This window comes from Pseudomonas sp. MM213 (assembly GCF_020423045.1).
Classification (GTDB): Bacteria; Pseudomonadota; Gammaproteobacteria; order Pseudomonadales; family Pseudomonadaceae; genus Aquipseudomonas; species Aquipseudomonas migulae.
This window is the reverse complement of record NZ_CP081943.1, coordinates 999,913-1,017,560: the sequence shown is the minus strand read 5'-3', so window position 1 is coordinate 1,017,560 and position 17,648 is coordinate 999,913. Positions and strand designations below refer to the sequence as shown.

The 17,648-nt window shown below is 59.7% G+C and carries 15 protein-coding genes; 9 read left to right on the top strand and 6 right to left on the bottom strand.

All coding sequences use genetic code 11. The annotated features are described in order from the left end of the window. The first annotated feature begins 167 nt into the window (after positions 1–167). The 9 genes from K5R88_RS04685 (at position 168) to K5R88_RS04645 (ending at position 14,638) form a co-directional block, all read left to right on the top strand. Positions 168–2,168, top strand: a complete 2,001-nt coding sequence (locus K5R88_RS04685; protein WP_226299306.1) for a type VI secretion system Vgr family protein — start codon at positions 168–170, stop codon at positions 2,166–2,168. Continuing rightward, positions 2,165–3,031, top strand: coding sequence for a DUF4123 domain-containing protein (locus K5R88_RS04680; protein ID WP_226299305.1), 867 nt, complete (start codon positions 2,165–2,167; stop codon positions 3,029–3,031). Before K5R88_RS04685 ends, K5R88_RS04680 begins: the two co-directional genes overlap by 4 nt. Beyond that, on the top strand, positions 3,028–6,621 hold the full coding sequence (locus K5R88_RS04675; RefSeq protein ID WP_226299304.1) for a toxin VasX: 3,594 nt from the start codon (positions 3,028–3,030) through the stop codon (positions 6,619–6,621). Before K5R88_RS04680 ends, K5R88_RS04675 begins: the two co-directional genes overlap by 4 nt. Next, positions 6,605–7,735 carry a hypothetical protein gene (locus K5R88_RS04670; RefSeq protein ID WP_226299303.1) on the top strand — a complete coding sequence of 377 codons (1,131 nt, stop codon included), beginning with the start codon at positions 6,605–6,607 and terminating at the stop codon, positions 7,733–7,735. The genes K5R88_RS04675 and K5R88_RS04670 overlap by 17 nt, the downstream gene beginning before the upstream one ends. 108 nt (positions 7,736–7,843) lie before the next feature. Beyond that, positions 7,844–8,164 (top strand): hypothetical protein, encoded by a 321-nt coding sequence (locus K5R88_RS04665; protein WP_226299302.1) that lies wholly within the window; start codon positions 7,844–7,846, stop codon positions 8,162–8,164. Between the two features lie 159 nt (positions 8,165–8,323). Beyond that, positions 8,324–8,974 (top strand): hypothetical protein, encoded by a 651-nt coding sequence (locus K5R88_RS04660; RefSeq protein WP_226299301.1) that lies wholly within the window; start codon positions 8,324–8,326, stop codon positions 8,972–8,974. 188 nt (positions 8,975–9,162) lie between these two features. Beyond that, on the top strand, positions 9,163–10,407 hold the full coding sequence (locus tag K5R88_RS04655) for an exonuclease SbcCD subunit D C-terminal domain-containing protein (RefSeq protein WP_223451948.1): 1,245 nt from the start codon (positions 9,163–9,165) through the stop codon (positions 10,405–10,407). Further along, on the top strand, positions 10,404–14,045 hold the full coding sequence (locus tag K5R88_RS04650) for an SbcC/MukB-like Walker B domain-containing protein (protein WP_226299300.1): 3,642 nt from the start codon (positions 10,404–10,406) through the stop codon (positions 14,043–14,045). Before K5R88_RS04655 ends, K5R88_RS04650 begins: the two co-directional genes overlap by 4 nt. After that, complete coding sequence (locus K5R88_RS04645) at positions 14,042–14,638, top strand: glutathione S-transferase (RefSeq protein ID WP_226299299.1); 597 nt, start codon at positions 14,042–14,044, stop codon at positions 14,636–14,638. The genes K5R88_RS04650 and K5R88_RS04645 overlap by 4 nt, the downstream gene beginning before the upstream one ends. Positions 14,639–14,737: 99 nt before the next feature. Here the strand turns inward: K5R88_RS04645 and K5R88_RS04640 are convergent, their stop codons facing one another. The 6 genes from K5R88_RS04640 to K5R88_RS04620 all read right to left on the bottom strand — a co-directional run bounded on the left by K5R88_RS04640 (position 14,738) and on the right by K5R88_RS04620 (position 17,450). Beyond that, positions 14,738–14,995, bottom strand: coding sequence for a hypothetical protein (locus tag K5R88_RS04640; RefSeq protein ID WP_008030107.1), 258 nt, complete (start codon positions 14,993–14,995; stop codon positions 14,738–14,740). Continuing rightward, on the bottom strand, positions 14,992–15,204 hold the full coding sequence (locus K5R88_RS04635) for a hypothetical protein (protein WP_192496295.1): 213 nt from the start codon (positions 15,202–15,204) through the stop codon (positions 14,992–14,994). The genes K5R88_RS04640 and K5R88_RS04635 overlap by 4 nt, the downstream gene beginning before the upstream one ends. 115 nt (positions 15,205–15,319) lie before the next feature. Further along, on the bottom strand, positions 15,320–15,445 hold the full coding sequence (locus K5R88_RS30725; protein WP_008030104.1) for a hypothetical protein: 126 nt from the start codon (positions 15,443–15,445) through the stop codon (positions 15,320–15,322). 211 nt (positions 15,446–15,656) lie between these two features. Continuing rightward, positions 15,657–15,836, bottom strand: coding sequence for a hypothetical protein (locus K5R88_RS04630; protein ID WP_008030101.1), 180 nt, complete (start codon positions 15,834–15,836; stop codon positions 15,657–15,659). A gap of 155 nt (positions 15,837–15,991) precedes the next feature. Continuing rightward, positions 15,992–17,161, bottom strand: a complete 1,170-nt coding sequence (locus tag K5R88_RS04625) for a lactonase family protein (protein ID WP_226299298.1) — start codon at positions 17,159–17,161, stop codon at positions 15,992–15,994. After that, positions 17,154–17,450, bottom strand: a complete 297-nt coding sequence (locus K5R88_RS04620; RefSeq protein ID WP_226299297.1) for a DUF5629 family protein — start codon at positions 17,448–17,450, stop codon at positions 17,154–17,156. The genes K5R88_RS04625 and K5R88_RS04620 overlap by 8 nt, the downstream gene beginning before the upstream one ends. Positions 17,451–17,648: the final 198 nt, after the last annotated feature.

Genomic DNA, 17,648 nt, shown 5'->3' with positions numbered 1-17,648 from the left:
CTGTTGAGACGAAACTCCTACGGATGACGCCCTGTCACGTCAGAACCTTCGACAGCGATCCGGCGCTTAACGGATCCTTCCTACGCTAAATATCGAAACGTCTGACTGTGCTATTCAGGCGATCCACGCAAAGTCCGGTGTCTTGAAATAGACACAAGGAAATGTGGATGTTCAGCGCCGTCAAACCCGTCATTTTCAGACTCAATATTGAAGGTTTCCCCCACGACCTTCAGGTCGTCGAGTTCCGTGCCAAGGAAGCACTTAACCGGCCTTACGAAGTCAAGCTGGAGCTGGTCAGCGAACGCCCCGACCTGGACCTCGATGCACTGTTGCATCGTTCGGCTTTTCTGCGTTTCGGTCCAGACGACGCGGGCCTTCACGGGCAGGTTTATCAAATCGCCCAAGGCGATAGCGGCAAACGCCTGACCCGCTATCAGATGACCCTGGTGCCCCGCCTCGCCTATCTCACCCACTGCCACAATCAGCGTATTTTTCAGCACCAGAACGTGCCGAAAATCATCGAACAGGTGCTCAAAGAGCAGGGAATACAGCCCGATACCTGGCGATTCCAACTAAGCGCCGAGTACCGGCCCCGACTTTATTGTGTTCAGTACGAAACCGACCTGCATTTTCTTCAAAGGCTGTGTGAGGAGGAAGGTTTGCACTTCCACTTCCAGCACAGCGCCGAGGGGCATGTGCTGGTGTTCGGCGACGATCAAACCGGTTTTCCGAAACCAGAACGGTCAACCGCGTACAGGCAAGCCAGCGGCATGGTCGCCGAAGCGCCTGTCATCGACCAATTCAAGCTACAACTGAATACCCGCCCGACCCACGTCAGCCGTCGTGATTACGACTTCGAGAAACCGGACCTGCAACTCGACAGCCAGTCTGAAAAACCGCTGGTCCCGCACCTTGAGGACTATGCCTTTCCAGGCCAGTTCCTCCATCGAGACCGTGGTAAACATCTGGCCAACCAGGCACTGGAACGTCACCGCGCCGATTACCGGCTTGCCAACGGACGCAGCGACCAAAGTGCCCTGCGCAGTGGCCACTTTGTCGAGATGACCAAACACCCTCGCGCGCAATGGAACGGGCTGTGGTTGTTGACGCAAGTCGAGCATGTCGGCTTACAGCCGCAGGTGCTTGAGGAGTCGATGCCTGACTCCAGCCCGGAGGATGGATTTCGTCAGGGTTACCGTAACGAATTTGTCGCCACGCCGTGGGAGGTGATTTTCCGACCGTCCCTGGAACACCCCAAGCCCCGGATGACGGGCAACCAGCATGCCGTCGTTACGGGGCCGCCCGGGGAAGAGATTTATTGTGATCAGTACGGGCGGGTCAAAGTCCAGCTGCTCTGGGACCGCGACGGCCAGCACAACGAACAATCGAGTTGCTGGTTGCGTGTCGCCACGGGCTGGGCCCATGACCGCTACGGCAGTGTGCAAATCCCGCGAGTCGGCATGGAAGTGCTGGTGGGTTTCACTGAGGGCGATCCGGACAAACCCGTCGTCGTTGCCTGCCTGCCCAACGCCGCGACACCGGTACCTCTGGATTTGCCCGCCGAGCACACCCGCAGCATTTTCCGTAGCCAAAGCAGCCCCGGCGGTGGCGGTTACAACGAGCTGCGCATCGAGGACAGAAAAGGCGCCGAGGAAATTGCCCTGCGCGCCCAGCGCGATTTCGTGCAGCACGTTCTGAACGATGACCGCCTTCAGGTCGACAACCAGCGCAGCGTGCTGGTCGGTGGCATCAGCAGCCACGAATTGCGCGGCGAAGAACGCCACTTGACCCAAGGCAACCGACTGACCGAACTCAGGCAGGACGATCACCTCGTGGTCCTTGGCTCGCAGCATGTTCGCGTCGCCAATCAACGACTCAGCGCTACGCAACAACTCCACTTCAGCGCCGTGCAACAAGTCGTGATCAATGGCGGGACGCACCTGGGGCTCGTGGGTGGCGGTCAATGGCTGGTGTTGGGGCCGGAAGGTATTTTCAGCAGCGTACCGATTCTGCAGGGCGGCTCACCGCCCATGAGCCTGCCGGCAGAGCCGCTGATGCCGGGCGCATTGCCCTTGCTGGAAGTGGCGTTTCACGTGGCGCAGCAACGCCGCGCCCTGGTTTCAACTCGTGCCTCGCGCTGCCTGATTTGCGAGGCCGCCCAAGCATGAAACTTTCGATTCCCTTGCCTGAAGACCTGCCCTGGAGCGAGCAGCAGGCGTTCCTGTTGCTGGACGGCACGACCTTCAGCGATTTGCCGCAGCGCTTGAAAACACTCAATCCCGCTGTCAGCACGGTTGCGCTGTATGACAGTGCCCCCTTCACCGCACTGCGGGATATCTCACCGCTGCTGGTGGCCATTCCAGGTACTGACGACCCGGTTTTTCAGTTCTATCTGCAACAGGCGCACGAAGAGTGGGGAGTGTTGTTGTTCAGCAGCCAGCCCGCACATGACGTCGCTCAACACTTACGCAAACTGCTGACCGTTGAGTTGCCCGAAGGCCTGCCGGTGGTTTTGCGCCTGGCCGATGCGGCTGTGGCACAGGCGCTGTTCGGCAGCGGCGATCAGCGTTTGTTCGGCCCGATTTCCTGCCTGGTGATGGCCGACAGCGTCGAGGTCCATTGGCATCGTCATCACCCCTTGTTGAATGAATGCCCTGAGCTGCCGACGCCCTATCGTCTGAGCCCTGAACTGAATGCAGCGCTGGAACATGTTGATCGGCGCCGGGCATTGCTCGAACTCGACGCCCATTTGCTCACGTACTTCCCTGCACTCCACCGCGGCGAAACCGTCGCTCAACGCTGGCCCTTGCTTGAACAACTGGAGGCGCAAGCCATCACTCTCGGCCTGAGTGGCCAATCCGAGCTTTTTTACTACGCCAACGTCATGGCCTGGCTGGACGGTTCGGCGCTCGAACAACATCCGCACATCGCCCAATTGCTTCACACGTCATCGCTGCAATCGCCCGGTGAGCGCGTCGCGCTGGCCGCTGATCTGGCCTGCCGCTATGCCACTGAAGGGGAACGACCATGACCCACCCTGCCAACCTTGCGGCGGCGGCCGCCTCGAAAACCGCCATCGGTTCCCCCGGTGCCTGCCCTCTGCGCAAAACCCAAGTGCAGTTGCTGCCCCTGCGCTATGGCCTGGTGGAAAAGCCCCTCGATCCCGGCTCCGCACTGAAATTACCCTACGCCCTGACGGCCCGTCCGTTGGGTATTCGTATGCTGCGCGATGGCTGGTTGTATGTGATCGACAGCGTGACCGGTGAACTCCACGAATATCAGGTGCACAACGGATTGATCAGCGCCCTGCTGCACAAGGGCAATAAGGTCGGCAGCGATCAGCGCACGCCCATTGAGGAACGTCCGGCGCTGATCTTTTCAAGACGCAGCACCCTGTATGTGAACTTTGCCGAAGTGCAATGGACGGCGACCAAATGCGCGCAAGTGCTCGACAGCCGTGAGGAGCGCGAGCACTTCATGCAAGTCGTCGACCTGGGTCCGGTGGATTGCGAAACCGGTGGTGAGCACTTGCTCACGGTCGACCAAGGCAAACAGTGGCTGGCGGAACTTGCGACCGTGCCGACCCCGCAGGCGCAAACCGACGCCGTGACGCTGCCGACAGTGCAGGTCAGCGATGCCCCCGAGCACGAGCGTGAACCCTATTTGTGGGAGCAGCCACGGCGCTTTCGCGAGGCGCACATCGGCGAGTTTCTGGGCCAGGTGCGCGGACCTTATCAGGACGACACGCTGTTCCTCGTGGTGAATGACGACCTCGGTGTGCTGCGCGACCTGGCCGAGTACCAGGACACTGTCGTCGGTTGGGTCAACGACTGGATCAATGCCGATAACAACGAACGCGATTACCTGTTGGCCTGTTACATCGAATCCCTGAGCCAGCTCAGTGCCGAGGACATCAGTGCCCTGGGCAAGGCCGACACCCACCCGAAGGTCAAGGCACTGTTCGACGATCTGGAACAGCTGCCGGAGCCGGATCGCGAACGCACTCGCCAGGCCTTGCTCGACTACCTGAACAAGGGTGGCAACGTTGAACCGCTGGACGTACCGGCACCGCCGGAACTGGAGTCATTGCGCAATCAAGCCGTCGATGGCGCTCGTGAGCTGAACCGGTTCGACAGCCTCACGCCGGACTTCACGACCGAAGAGCGCGCCATTGCAGCCGCCGATCGGCGCTTTTACACACGCAAACATTTCGCCGGCGCGCCCGACGCTTTCGTCGACCGTCACCTGCACACGCTGATTCACCTCGGCCAGGACCACCACCGACGTGTCAGTGAGGGGCTCGACGGCTCATGGCTCAACGGTAAACGCGGGATCAATGACTTGATCGACCGCCCGGCCATGGACGCGGCGCTGGATCGGCATCGCGACGACCTCAGCCGCTGGAACCGGATGCTCGATCGTCTCACCGCCGACCGCACAGGGCTGGTGGCGGCCGGTCACTTCCATCGTTCGGCCTGGTATTACGACGCTCAGGATCAACAGCAACTGCATCAGGCCTTCACCGCCGAATACGCCTGCCTCAAGGACATCTGCCGCAGCGACCACGCCAGCGCCATCCTGCTCGGTTATCTGGAGGAACACCCGGAACTGACCCGACCGCTGTTCCATACCTTGCCGCTGCGCCTGCAATCGGAAAAGGCCGCGCAATACACCAACGTGTTCAATGCCGTGATGGGGTGGTTCAACAACCTGCCGCTCTGGCTGGCCGAGCTGAACAAGATCGAACGACCGCACCTGCCGGCGCTCGACGACTTGCCGGAACACACCCGCACTGTCGCTGACGCAGCCCGGCACAGCCTCAGCCCCGCGCTGAACCAGGGCTTGAGCCAGGTGCTGGAGGGGTTCGATCTGACGGGCGAGAAAATCCCCGACCTCGACGAGCTGTTCCGCAAACTGCCCAAGGCGCTATCGGGACGGATCCTCGACGCCGCAAGAACCACCGGCGTGACCTTCACCGTCGCCAGCCCGGCGGAACACGCGGCGTTGCAAACCCAGCTCAAGGAAATGCTCAGGGAACGCGACTATCTGCAAGTACTGACCCGCGAACGCAACCAGATCACCCACAACAAGAATCGCCAGGGGCACAAGACGCCACGGGCAGTGGAGTTGCAGTACGAGATCCTGCGCGTACGTCGGCAGTTGACGTTGTTGGAAGGACAATTGGCCAGCGCGTTGAGCCCGATTGCGGAACTGCCGGATCAGTCGGTGCGGTTGCATGGCGCGACACAGGCTCGGGCGGGAGTGACGGTGGTGTTTCCACCGGCGCAGCAGATGGAGGTGCGGAGTTTGCTGAAAGATATTCGCCTGGGGGTTCAAGGCGTGCCGAATGGGGAATTGATTCGAAGTGAGGGGATGGGGTTGTTGGTGTTTTTGGTGCAGGGGGTGAATTTGGTTTCGGTCATCAAAGAGCTCACCAAGCAATCTAAAAACAAGCGAGTCTGGATGCCCGTTTTCAATTCTGCGATGGCTACCGGGGCTGCGGGATTCGCTGCGGCACAGAGTCTGGCGGATACCGCTCTAAAGGCGCAGAGCACAGATCTCGTCGCGGGACTTCAGCGTCATGCATTGCAAAATGTGCGTGTGCAGATGGGGAAGATGCATGTTGGCTTAGGCCTTTTTACGTACGGTTTTGGTCTTGTTGCCTCACTGTCCAGCTTCAATGCCCAACAGCAGAAATTGCAGCAGGCGATACGTACCGGAGATCGCGCCGAACAGAGTAGTGCCGCGATAGCCACAATAGGCGCAGGCGGCATGACATCGGTTAATGCCTATGGGTTGAGTCACACGGTTCACGCCACCTTAAAAGTACTGACAGCACAGGATGCCGCAGTCCGAACGACTGCTTGGGCCGCTGCGGGCACTCGACTGTCTACGGTGTTCTTCCGCTTCAATCTGGCCGGTGCACTGTTCACAATTTTGGAACTGGGTGGAACCTGGTTGTACAACCGCTACAACCTCAGCGCTCATGACAAATGGCTGAAAACCACGCCATGGAGCCTGGATTCCGATAAGCGTGGCGACCATGCCCTGGATGAATATCGGCGCTATCTGGACTACTTGCTCAACGCCCCGTATGCGCAACTGGGCCCGAACGAACACGACTCATGGCTGAAAAATTTGCTGCTGAAAGCCAAGCCCAGCGACATTCATCTGGTCCTGCCAAGGCGCAAGCTCAGTGACTTTCAGCCACCGCTGAATGGAAAACCAATACACCGTCTGGGGATCGGTGCCCGCCGTCTTTCCGTGCCCCTGCACAGCCGTGGTGTGCCGCAAGAACGCAAGGAGGTCATCAGCGATGAGGTGGCGGCCAGCCTGCGCCTCGTGCAAGCGGAACCCGATCGGCTGGTGCTGTGCCTGCGGTATCCAGCAAATCCTGACGCCGAGTTTACCCCAGCGTCTGAAACGCTGGAGCTGGCGGTCTGTGTCGAGACTCTGAGCGCCAACGGGATCTGGGAGCCACGGACCCAAGTCATTCGGATCAACCCTCGCAGTGTGGGGCGTTTCCCGGTACTGCCGATTCAATCTGTCAGCGAGCATCCGCCGCTGTTGCTGGTTGAAACCCATTTGCTGGAGATGGCTGACCATGCCCATCAAGAGTAACGTTCCGATGCCCGACCCGGTTCCCGCGCAATCCCGAAACGCCGGTGATGTCGAGCCGTTTCCCAGCGGCAGGATCACTTATCTCGCGCCGTTGCCTCTGCCGACACCCATGCCGCCGCACGGTCCTCACATCGGGGAACTCAATGAGGTGTACATGGACTTCGGGTTGGGATCACCGCAGATATTTTCATGGCAAGCCATATTAGGTGGACCATTCAGTGTTGCATTCTCTGCTGCAGCCTTAGTGCCTTTGTTTGTCGGCTTCATGTTCTTTGTGTTCGGGATGGGCTGGGACGATATTACTCATGCCATAAAGGGAGTTTTCAGTGTGGCCTACCCGCTAGCCGTACAGGGCGGTTTTCTCATGCTACTCATCGGCCTGGCTGTCTGGCACCACAACCACAAAAAACGCCTCAGCATCGTCCCCACCCGCTTCAATCGCCAACGTCGCGAAGTCTGCTTCATGCCCGAAAACGCTACTGAACCGCTCTTTGTCCCCTGGGAATCCCTTTCCGCCTGGGTCATCGAAGCCCAGGGCGCCACCCAATACGGCATCCATCGCCAATACGGCATGGGCATCGGTTTCCAGCACGGCGAGACCCTGACCAGCGTCGAATTCCCTTGCTTCGGCCTCTCCTTGGCCATCAGCCACTGGGAAGCGATCCGCGGCTACATGGAACACGAAATCCATGACCTCAAATCCATTCAGGACCTTCAAGATCTCCAAGGCCCAAACGACCCGCCCCGCGAAGGCCTGCACACTTTCCACAACGCTCGCGCACGCCTTCATCAACAAATCCGCGACGGCCAGCGCACCCGGCTCTCGGTTTTTTTCTGGTACCTGTTCCACGTCATGACCTTTTGGACGATTCCCAACCACCTGGTCGAATGGGAAGTGCGCCGCCTGCAGAAAATCGGCCCGCAGGCCATGCCCGACGTCATGCGCCAATGGTCCGAGCCGCTGCCGAAAGAGCAATGGGCGAAACCCAGCGAAGAACTCGTGCGGATGAGCGCCGAGGTTCGCGCCTTGCACAAACGCCAGCCACGCCGACCGATCACAGAGATCTTTGCCGAGGTGCAGCGCGCAAATCCAACGGACAAACGTCGCGCATGAGCGGTGACAGCCATGGACAGGGCCGCTTCCCTTCGTCGCCCCGTCAATCCGTCACCGGGCATCCACCGCTGTTGCTGGTTGAAACCCACCTACTGGAGCTGGCTGACCATGCCCACCAAGATTGATGTATCTCCAACTCCCTCGCACCTTGAGCCCTCCCGCAACGCCGGTGACGTCGAACTGTTTCCCAGCGGCAGGATCACTTATCTCGCACCATTGCCCCTGCCGACAGCACTGCCGCCACATGGACCTCATATCGGGGAGTTCAATGAGGTGTTCATGGACTTCGGATTGGGATCGCCAGAGGTGTTTTCATGGCAAGTCATACTAGGCTTACCCTTCAGCGGGACCTTTATGGTTGTATTCCTATTCCCATTATTCACTGGATTTCTAGGCGTAATTTTTGGTTACGGCTGGGAAGATATCTAGGACTCGGTAACCGGTTTATTCGATGAAGGCTATGGCTACGCGCTAGTAACAGGCCTCTGCTCTCTTCTCATCGGCCTGGCCGTCTGGCATCACAACCACAAAAAACGCCTCAGCATCATCCCCACCCGATTCAACCGCCAGCGCCGCGAAGTCTGCTTCATGCCCGAAAACGCCACCGAACCCGTCTTCGTCCCCTGGGAATCCCTCTCCGCCTGGGTCATCGAAGCCCAAGGCGTCACCCAGTACGGCGTCCGTCGTCAATACGGCATGGGCATCGGTTTCCAGCATGGCGAAATCCTCACCAGCGTCGAATTCCCCTGCGCCGGCCTGCCCATCGCCATCAGCTACTGGGAAGCGATTCGCGGCTACATGGAACACGAAATCCACGACCTCAAATCCATTCAGGACCCGCTAGACCTGCAAGGCCCCGACGACCCGCCCCGCGAAGGCCTGCACACTTTCCACAACGCTCGCGCACGCCTTCATCAACAAATCCGCGACGGCCAGCGCACCCGGTTCTCGGTTTTTTTCTGGTACCTGTTCCACGTCATGACCTTTTGGACGATTCCCAACCACCTGGTCGAATGGGAAGTGCGCCGCCTGCAGAAAATCGGCCCGCAGGCCATGCCCGACGTCATGCGCCAATGGTCCGAGCCGCTGCCGAAAGAGCAATGGGCGAAACCCAGCGAAGAACTCGTGCGGATGAGCGCCGAGGTTCGCGCCTTGCACAAACGCCAGCCACGCCGACCGATCACAGAGATCTTTGCCGAGGTGCAGCGCGCAAATCCGACCGGCAAACATCGCGCATAAGGTGTTTTCCATAACGAACAACGAACTGCCCCCTGGTAAAGGAAGGGTTTTCCCTTTGCCACATTGTCCGCGGGCCACAACAGGGTCCGCGCGTGGCCACATCCGACCTGTTTACCAGTAAACTCTCCCCTCTTTAGCCGCTCATCATTTCCCACGCGGCCATCACCTTATTTCCTACGGAGCTCGCCTTGCGTCTGTTTCACACCTCCGACTGGCACCTTGGGCAGAACCTGCACGGCCAGGAACGCGATTTCGAGCACGGCTGTTTCCTCGATTGGCTGCTGCATCAACTGAAACTGGACCAGCCCGATGTGCTGTTGATCGCCGGCGATATTTTCGACACGGTCAATCCACCGGTCAAAGCCCAGGAACGCCTCTACGATTTCATCGTCAGCGCACACGAACAACAGCCGAAGCTGACCATCGTGATGATCGCCGGCAATCATGATTCCGGCTCGCGCATCGAATTGCCTGCACCGTTGATGCGCCGTTTGCGCACGCATGCGCTGGGTCGTGTGTTGTGGCTGGATGACGGCCAACTCGACGCCGAGCGCCTGCTGCTGCCACTGCCGGACGCCAAGGGCAAAACCGTCGCCTGGTGCCTGGCGTTGCCATTTTTGCGACCTGCCGAAGTGACCGGCGCGCACCTGGGCGACAACTACCTGCGCGGGATTGGCCAGGTTCACGAGTGGCTGATCGAAGCAGCCAACGCCAAACGCAAGAAAGGTCAGGCGCTGATTGCCATCAGTCATGCGCACATGGCCGGCGGTTCGGTGTCCGAAGATTCCGAGCGCAGCCTGATCATCGGCAACGCCGAAGCGCTGCCCGCCAGTCTCTTCGGCCCGAGCATCAGCTACGTTGCCCTTGGCCACTTGCACAAACCACAGAAGGTCAACGGTGAAGAACGCATTCGCTACAGCGGCTCGCCGATTCCATTGTCGTTCTCCGAAATCGGTTATCAGCATCAGATTCTCGACGTCCGGCTCGACGGCGAAACCCTGATCAGCGTCGAACCGAAACTGATTCCCCGCGCCGTCAACCTGCAACGTATCGGCCCGGCACCTCTGGCTGACATCCTGCTGCAACTGGGCGACCTGCCGAACATCGACTTGCTCGCCGACACTCAGCGTCAGCCGTGGCTGGAAGTACGGGTGCGCCTCGACGAGCCACAACCCGACTTGCGCCATCAGGTCGAAACCGCGCTGCAAGGCAAAGCCGTGCGCCTGGTGCGCATCGCCGCTGAGTACGCCGGCAACGGCAGCCGTGATGGCCTCGATGACGGTGCGACCCTGGTTGAACTGGACCAGCTCACGCCTCAGGAATTGTTCAGCCGCGCCTGGCAGGACAACTACGGCAGCGAGGTCGATGAGCAAACGCTGAAGGACTTCGCCGAGCTGTTGCAAGACGTGCAAATGGAGAGCGAACAGCCATGAAAATTCTCGCGATCCGTCTGAAAAACCTCGCCTCCCTGGCCGGGCCGTTTGAAATCGACTTCACCGCCGAACCATTGGCCAGCGCCGGTTTGTTCGCCATCACCGGGCCGACCGGTGCCGGTAAAAGCACCTTGCTCGATGCCTTGTGCCTGGCGCTGTTCGGCGCCGTGCCGCGGCTGAGCAACGCGCAAGTGTCGGCCAAAGCGCCGGACGCCGACGGCGAGATCAGCACCGGCGACCCGCGCACGTTGCTGCGTCGCGGTACGGGCGAAGGCTATGCCGAAGTGGATTTCGTCGGCATCGATGGCCGTCGCTACCGCGCGCGCTGGGAAGCCAATCGCGCCCGGGAAAAGGCCGGCGGCAAGCTGCAACACAGCCGTCAGAGCTTGCGCGACATCGATCTGGATCAACTGCTGGCCAGTCAGAAGGTTGAATTCAAGGTCCAGCTCGAAGCAGTCCTGGGCCTGAACTTCGAGCAGTTCACCCGTGCCGTGTTGCTGGCCCAGAGCGAATTCAGTGCGTTCCTCAAGGCCAACGACAACGAACGCAGCGAACTGCTGGAAAAACTCACCGACACCGCGCTCTACACGCGTCTCGGCCGTCGCGCCTTCGACAAGGCCAAAGAGGCCCGTGAAGCGCACAAGCTGTTGCAGGATCAGGCCACCGGCGTCACGCCGCTGTCGAACGAAGCCCGCGCAGAACTGGATGAACGCTTCAACGAAGCACAGCAGCAATTGAAGACTCAACAGGCGCAACTCAAACAGTTGGAGTTGCAACACACCTGGCTGAAAGAGCTGCGCCAATTGCAGGACGAGCAGCTCAGCGCCACCGAGCAACTGACCAGCGCCCGGCAGGACTGGGAAAACCTGGCCAGCGAACGCTTGAAGCTGACTCGACTGGAACAACTGGCACCACAACGGCACCAGTTCGCCCGCAAGACCGAACTGACCGCACAGCTCACGCCGCTGGCCGCGCAGATCCAGCAGCACACCGGGCAAGAACAGGATCTGCAAACCCGTCAGACGCAACTCGAACACAGTCTCAGCGCGGCGCAAACCGCGCTGATCGAGGCACAAAGCCAACACACCTCAAGCGCGCCACTGCTGCGCCAGGCCTTTGAGGCGCAAAGCACCCTCGCCCGCCTGATCAAGGACACCGGCCTCAGCGCCGACCTCAAGCAGCAAGCGGAACGGGCCTGCTCCGAAGGCCAACAGACGATTCAAGGTTTGCTTGAGCAGCAGAACCGGGTTGCCGAGCGCCTGCAACGGATTGCCGCCGAACTTGAGCAAAGCACCCATCTGGCGCCGCTCAGCGATGCCTGGAACGCCTACCGCGACCGCTTGCAACAATTGATGCTGATCGGCAATCGATTGAACAAGGGGCAGGCGGAACTGGCCTCTCTGGAGCAGAACGCCACCCATGCCGCCGAGGAATTGGCGGCGCAAAAACAGAATCTGGAAGTGCTCTACAAAGAGGCCGGCGCCGAGCCTGATGCGGTGGCCGAACAGATCCAGCTGCTGGGCACTCTGTTGCAGGACAACCGCAAGCAACTGCGCGCCATTGAAGAGCTGACGCGGCTGTGGACTGGCCAGCAGGAACTGGACAAGCGCATCGCCGAATTGCAGCAACGTCAAACCGTTGCCCAGCAGGAGCGCGACCGCCTGACTCAGGACGGGGTGAAAACCAAAAACGAATTGACCGTGGCCGAACAGACCCTGACGGTGACCCGCGAACTGCTGGAACGTCAGCGTCTGGCACGCAGCGCCAGTGTCGAAGAGCTTCGCGAGCAATTGCAGGACGATCAGCCCTGCCCGGTCTGCGGCAGCCCTGACCATCCTTATCATCAGCCCGAAGCGCTGCTGCAAAGCCTCGGCCGCCATGATGAAAGCGAACAGGCCAACGCGCAAAAAACGGTGGATTCGCTCAAGGAAAAACTCACCGACCTGCGTACCGAAGTCGGCGGCGTGATTGCGCAACAGAAGGAATTGCTGCAACAGCATGAACAACTGCTCGCTCAGCAGCAAAGCCTGGCCCCGAGCCTCGATGCGCACCCGTTATCCGCGCAGCTTTTCACCCAGGACAGCGCCAAACGCGATGCCTGGTTGAACCAGCAAAACAGCCAGTTGAACCAAAGCATCACGCAGGACGAACAGCGCCAGACCGCCCTGCTCACCCTGCAGCAGGACGCCACGCGCCTGCAACAGCAACTGCGCAACGCCGAAACCGCGAGTCTGCAGGCGACCCAGCACCTGGCCAACCAGCAACGCGAGTTGAGCAATGACCATCAGCGCCTGGACGAAGAGTTGATCGCGTTCAGCACCCTGCTCCCGGCCGACACACTGGACGCCTTGCGCAACGAACCGGCTGCTACCTTCATGCAGCTCGACCGGCAGATCGCCCAGCGCCTGGAGCAACTCGACCAGCAACGCGATGAACTGAGCGAACAGCTACAACGCCAGCAGACGCTGGAGAAGGAACAGGATCGTCAACTGACCCGCGTCCAGCAGCTGGAAACCGCTCAGCGCCAGTTCACCACGCTCACCGAGCAGCAACAGGCTTGCCAGCAGCAACTGACGCAACTGCTCGGCTCCCACAGCAGCGCCGAACACTGGCAACAGCAACTGGATCAAGCCGTCGAACAGGCGCGCAATGCCCAGGCGACCGTCAGTCAGGAACTGCAATCGGTGCGCACGCGCCTGGTGCAATTGGCAGCGGAACTGAAAGCGCAGCAAGACCGCCTGCTCGCCCTTGAAAGCGAAGATCGTGAACTGGGCCTGAAGATTGCCGACTGGCGTGCCTTGCATCCGGAACTGGATGACGGTGGCCTTGAGCAGTTGCTGAGCGTCGACGACCAGCAGGTCAGCGAATTGCGCCAACGGTTGCAGCACAACGAAAAAGCTATCGAACAAGCCAAGGTGTTGTTGCAGGAACGCGATAAGCGTCTGGCCAGTCATCAGGCGCAGCACAACGGTAATCTCGATGCCGCGCAACTGGACAGCGCCCTGACCGAACTGCAAAACCAGTTTGCCGCCAGCGAGCACCGTTGCGCCGAACTGCGCGCCGAACAGGCCGAGGACCAGCGCCGGCAGAACGCCAATCAGGCCCTGGCGCAACAGATCGCCGACGCTTACAGCGAGTATCAGCGCTGGGCGCGCTTGAATGCCTTGATCGGCTCCGCGACCGGCGACACCTTCCGCAAGATCGCCCAGGCCTACAACCTCGACCTGCTGGTGCATCATGCCAACGTGCAGTTGCGGCAACTGGTGCGGCGCTATCGCCTCAAACGCGGCGGCAGCATGCTGGGCTTGCTGGTGATGGACACCGAGATGGGCGACGAGCTGCGTTCGGTGCATTCGCTGTCCGGCGGCGAGACGTTCCTGGTGTCGCTGGCCCTGGCATTGGGCCTGGCATCGATGGCGTCGAGCACGCTGAAAATCGAATCGCTGTTCATCGACGAAGGCTTCGGCAGCCTCGATCCGGAATCCCTGCAACTGGCGATGGATGCCCTCGATGGCTTGCAGGCTCAGGGCCGCAAGGTCGCGGTGATTTCCCACGTACAGGAAATGCACGAACGGATCCCGGTGCAGATCCAGGTCCACCGTCAGGGCAACGGCCTGAGTACCCTGGAGGTGAAATGACCACGCTGTACTCCTTCCGCCGCTGCCCGTACGCCATGCGGGCGCGGATGGCCCTGCGTTACTCGGACGTTGCGGTGAACATCGTCGAGGTCAGCCTGAAGGCCAAGCCTGCCGAGATGCTGGCGCTGTCGAGCAAAGGCACGGTGCCGGTGCTGAGCGTCGACGGCCAGGTCATCGATGAGAGCCTGGCGATCATGCACTGGGCATTGGCACAGAACGATCCGCAGGATTGGTTGCTCAAGGATGATCCTGCGGGGCAAGCGCAGATCGCCGCGTTGATCGAAGAGAACGATCAGGTGTTCAAAGTGCACCTGAATCGTTACAAGTACGCCGAGCGTTATCCCGAGCAGCCAATGGCGTTTTATCGCAGCGAGGGTGAGGTGTTCTTGCGCAGGCTGGAGGCGTTGCTGGAGGGCCGCGATTACTTGCTGGCAGTGCATCCGAGCCTGGCGGATGTGGCGTTGATGCCGTTCGTGCGGCAGTTCGCCCATGTCGATCGCGAGTGGTTCGGGCAGACGCCTTACGTGCGGTTGCAGGCGTGGCTACAGCGTTTTCTGGAGTCGGACCTGTTCACATCAATCATGAAGAAATAACCGCCCCCCGTGTAGGAGCGAGGCTTGCCCGCGAAGGGGTCATCAAGACCGCCAAAAGCTTCGCGGGCAAGCCTCGCTCCTACAGGGGGTGGTGGCGTATCAGGCGAACACTTCACACATCTGCAGCACCGAGCAATCGACCTGGAACGGCCCGAAGAAATCGCCTTGGCGTTTGATCGGTGGATTACCGGCCAGCAGGCCCATGGCCTTTTCGGTTTCGATGCTGCGAGCGAGGTTGTGATTGGCTTCGATAGCGCGAGCCACGGAACCTGCCGAGGCTTGTCCGATGCCCAACAGTGATGAGCCATTGGTCATGAACGCCAGGAAGGCGATGACCCAGAGTTTGCCCCCTTTCATGCCCCTGTCACTCCCGCCACGTCTGCTTGATCGATCACGGCGTTTTGTGCGCGGTGCTCGAACTGAATGGCGGGATAAGCGACCTGAATCGGTGCGTCGATTTCGTGTTGCGATTGCGCGGTAATGCTGACAACCAACACCAGCGCCACGTAAAGACCGATGGCCAGGTAGGCGCCGTGTTTGGCAGAAGTGAGGATTGCGCTGGCCATGGTGTTCTCCGTGGGCATGTTTCAGTGCCCACAGAATCGATCAAAAAAGCTGTGATAACCACTCAGGGTTATCCATAGTCACCATCAGCTTCGTTGATCATTAAGCCAGTCTATTTCAGCCTTCGATAAAACTCATCATGCGCTCTCGGGCAGCGTCAGGCTCGCCAGGAACAGGCGTTGCGGCAGATAAAATGGGGGTTGAATAGAGGAATAGAAGTACCACGGCCAGACGCATCGCCATGCTGTCGATCCTTTTTATAGTAGAAGGAGTCAATAAATCAGCGTCAAATTTAAACTCATGGCCATGTGATATCAAGCGCAGCATTAATAGCAATATGATGCTGTCGTAAACGCGTTATGCAGGAGCGACATCACTCAGGCTTTCTCGAAGCTTTTCAGCTTGATCCGCGCAAGTGACTTCGCTCCTGCATAAAGGGTGCAGGGTTTAGCTTTCAGGCTTGGGTTTTGTGATCCAGGGCTGCGTAGAAGTTGGCGCTCTGTTGCAGGTATTTCTGGGTGTAGCTCTGGGCGTGGGATTTTTTGTCGCTGATTTCAACGTTGGCGCTGGCTGGCAGAGCAACGGTGGCAGAGATGGCGGATGCGGCGATGACAGAAAAGAGATTGAAGTTCATGGCGGTATTCCTCGGATTCAGTTGGCTTGCTTGCCCGGTGGGGCCGTGAAGCAAACTTAACTGCCGAGGCTGACGCCTTGAAATCTTTTGTAGCAGTAGCAGATATCAGCGTCATTAATAGAAGGATGCAGGCCCCATCAACCGGGGCCTGCGGCCTATTGACGCACCAGGAATTTCAGATCGCTCGGAGCATCCATTGGCAGTTTCTGCACGGTTTTACCCAGCAGACCGCTCTTGGCATCGAGTTCGAGGACGACAATCTGGTTGCTCTTCTGATTGGCGATCAGCACGAACCGGCCACTCGGATCGAGGCTGAACTCGCGTGGGTGATCCCCTTCCACCGAACGGCGTTGCAGCTCTTTGAGGTGCCCGGTCGCAGGGTCAATGGCAAACACCAGCAACTGATTGGCGGTGCCACGGTTGCTGACGTAGAGGAATTTGCCATCCGTTGATGCATGCAACGCTGCGGCGGCTTTGTCCGACGTCGGTTGCCCGGCCGCCAGATCGACCATTTGCGTTTGCTCAAGCGTGCCGTCGCGGTAATCGAACACCGCGACCTGCGCGCTCATTTCCAGGGTCAGCCACGCGTGTTTGCCATCGGCACTGAACAGCAAATGCCGTGGTCCGCTGCCGGGCGGCAACTGGACCGACGCGGGTGTGGCCGCGATCAACGGCAAGTCCGGGTTGGCCTTCGGATCGAAGCGATAGACAAAGATCTTGTCCGCGCCCAAATCATTGGAGAACACAAACTTGCCATCCGGCGAGGACACCGTCGAATGCACATGCGCCGACATCTGCCGCTCGGGGTTGACCCGGCTGGACGGATGACTGCTCATTTGCACCACGGTTTTGAGCGTGCCATCGGCGCCCACCGGCAACACCGCCAGCGTGCCGCCGGGGTCTTCAGCCACTGAATAATTGCTGACGAACAGGTGGCTGGCATCGCCACTGAGGCTCGAATGGGTCGGCTCGTTGCCCAGGCTCTGGACCTGATTGATCAAGCGCAGCGTATGGGTTTTGGCGTCGATCGCATAACTGCTGACGCGCCCAACCGGGTCTTTCTGTCCCGGGCCGTTTTCGTTGACCACGAACAGGTGACGTTGATCGTTGGACAGGGTCAACCAGGACGGGTTTTCGCTGTTGACCACTTGCAACGGCCTGGCGTCGAGCTGCCCGGTGGCGCTGTCGAAATTCAGGCGATAAATGCCCTGGCTTTGCCCTGCGGTGTAGGAACCCACGAGCAATTGATAGTCGTCGGCGGATGCGGCCTGAACACCCATTGCGCCGATGCTGCCGGCGATCAACAACGGCCAGAGGTTACGCATCCTCTTGTTCGTCGTCTTCGTTGTCGCCGCTGATGACGTCGCCGAGGCAGACAAGGCGGTGTTCGCCGCCGTTGTCCTTGATCAGCCAGCTCTGCAATGTGGTATCGAAGGTCGCCGCCTCGATTTGCGCTGGGGTGAACTCCCAATGTTTGGCCGCTCGACCGTCCATGCATTCGATGTGCAGATTGTCGTCGACATCAAGGGCGAATTCGAAGGCATGCAAGCCGTCGATTTCCACCATTCCGCAGTGTTCGAGGGCGTTGAGCAAGGTGTCGGTTGAGGCAGTCATGGCAGTCAATCTTTGAAGGGGAAAGACGCAATGATAGCGCAATGTGGAAGCGGCTCAGAGCCCACAACAAAACTCCAACACCACACAGAACAAATGTGGGAGCGAGCCTGCTCGCGATAGCGGCGGCACATTCAACATCAATGTGCCTGACAGTCCGCAATCGCGAGCAGGCTCGCTCCCACAGGGATTTATGTTCTG

What these genes read in the sequence shown, in the direction of transcription:
- K5R88_RS04670 (WP_226299303.1), top strand. Translation starts at nt 6,605, where the DNA reads ATGCCCATCAAGAGTAACGTTCCGATGCCCGACCCGGTTCCCGCGCAA.
- K5R88_RS04635 (WP_192496295.1), bottom strand. Translation starts at nt 15,204, where the DNA reads ATGGCCAGCGCAATCCTCACTTCTGCCAAACACGGCGCCTACCTGGCC.
- K5R88_RS30725 (WP_008030104.1), bottom strand. Translation starts at nt 15,445, where the DNA reads ATGGCGATGCGTCTGGCCGTGGTACTTCTATTCCTCTATTCAACCCCC.
- K5R88_RS04665 (WP_226299302.1), top strand. Translation starts at nt 7,844, where the DNA reads ATGCCCACCAAGATTGATGTATCTCCAACTCCCTCGCACCTTGAGCCC.
- K5R88_RS04680 (WP_226299305.1), top strand. Translation starts at nt 2,165, where the DNA reads ATGAAACTTTCGATTCCCTTGCCTGAAGACCTGCCCTGGAGCGAGCAG.
- K5R88_RS04625 (WP_226299298.1), bottom strand. Translation starts at nt 17,161, where the DNA reads ATGCGTAACCTCTGGCCGTTGTTGATCGCCGGCAGCATCGGCGCAATG.
- K5R88_RS04620 (WP_226299297.1), bottom strand. Translation starts at nt 17,450, where the DNA reads ATGACTGCCTCAACCGACACCTTGCTCAACGCCCTCGAACACTGCGGA.
- K5R88_RS04650 (WP_226299300.1), top strand. Translation starts at nt 10,404, where the DNA reads ATGAAAATTCTCGCGATCCGTCTGAAAAACCTCGCCTCCCTGGCCGGG.
- K5R88_RS04685 (WP_226299306.1), top strand. Translation starts at nt 168, where the DNA reads ATGTTCAGCGCCGTCAAACCCGTCATTTTCAGACTCAATATTGAAGGT.
- K5R88_RS04675 (WP_226299304.1), top strand. Translation starts at nt 3,028, where the DNA reads ATGACCCACCCTGCCAACCTTGCGGCGGCGGCCGCCTCGAAAACCGCC.
- K5R88_RS04660 (WP_226299301.1), top strand. Translation starts at nt 8,324, where the DNA reads ATGCCCGAAAACGCCACCGAACCCGTCTTCGTCCCCTGGGAATCCCTC.
- K5R88_RS04640 (WP_008030107.1), bottom strand. Translation starts at nt 14,995, where the DNA reads ATGAAAGGGGGCAAACTCTGGGTCATCGCCTTCCTGGCGTTCATGACC.
- K5R88_RS04630 (WP_008030101.1), bottom strand. Translation starts at nt 15,836, where the DNA reads ATGAACTTCAATCTCTTTTCTGTCATCGCCGCATCCGCCATCTCTGCC.
- K5R88_RS04645 (WP_226299299.1), top strand. Translation starts at nt 14,042, where the DNA reads ATGACCACGCTGTACTCCTTCCGCCGCTGCCCGTACGCCATGCGGGCG.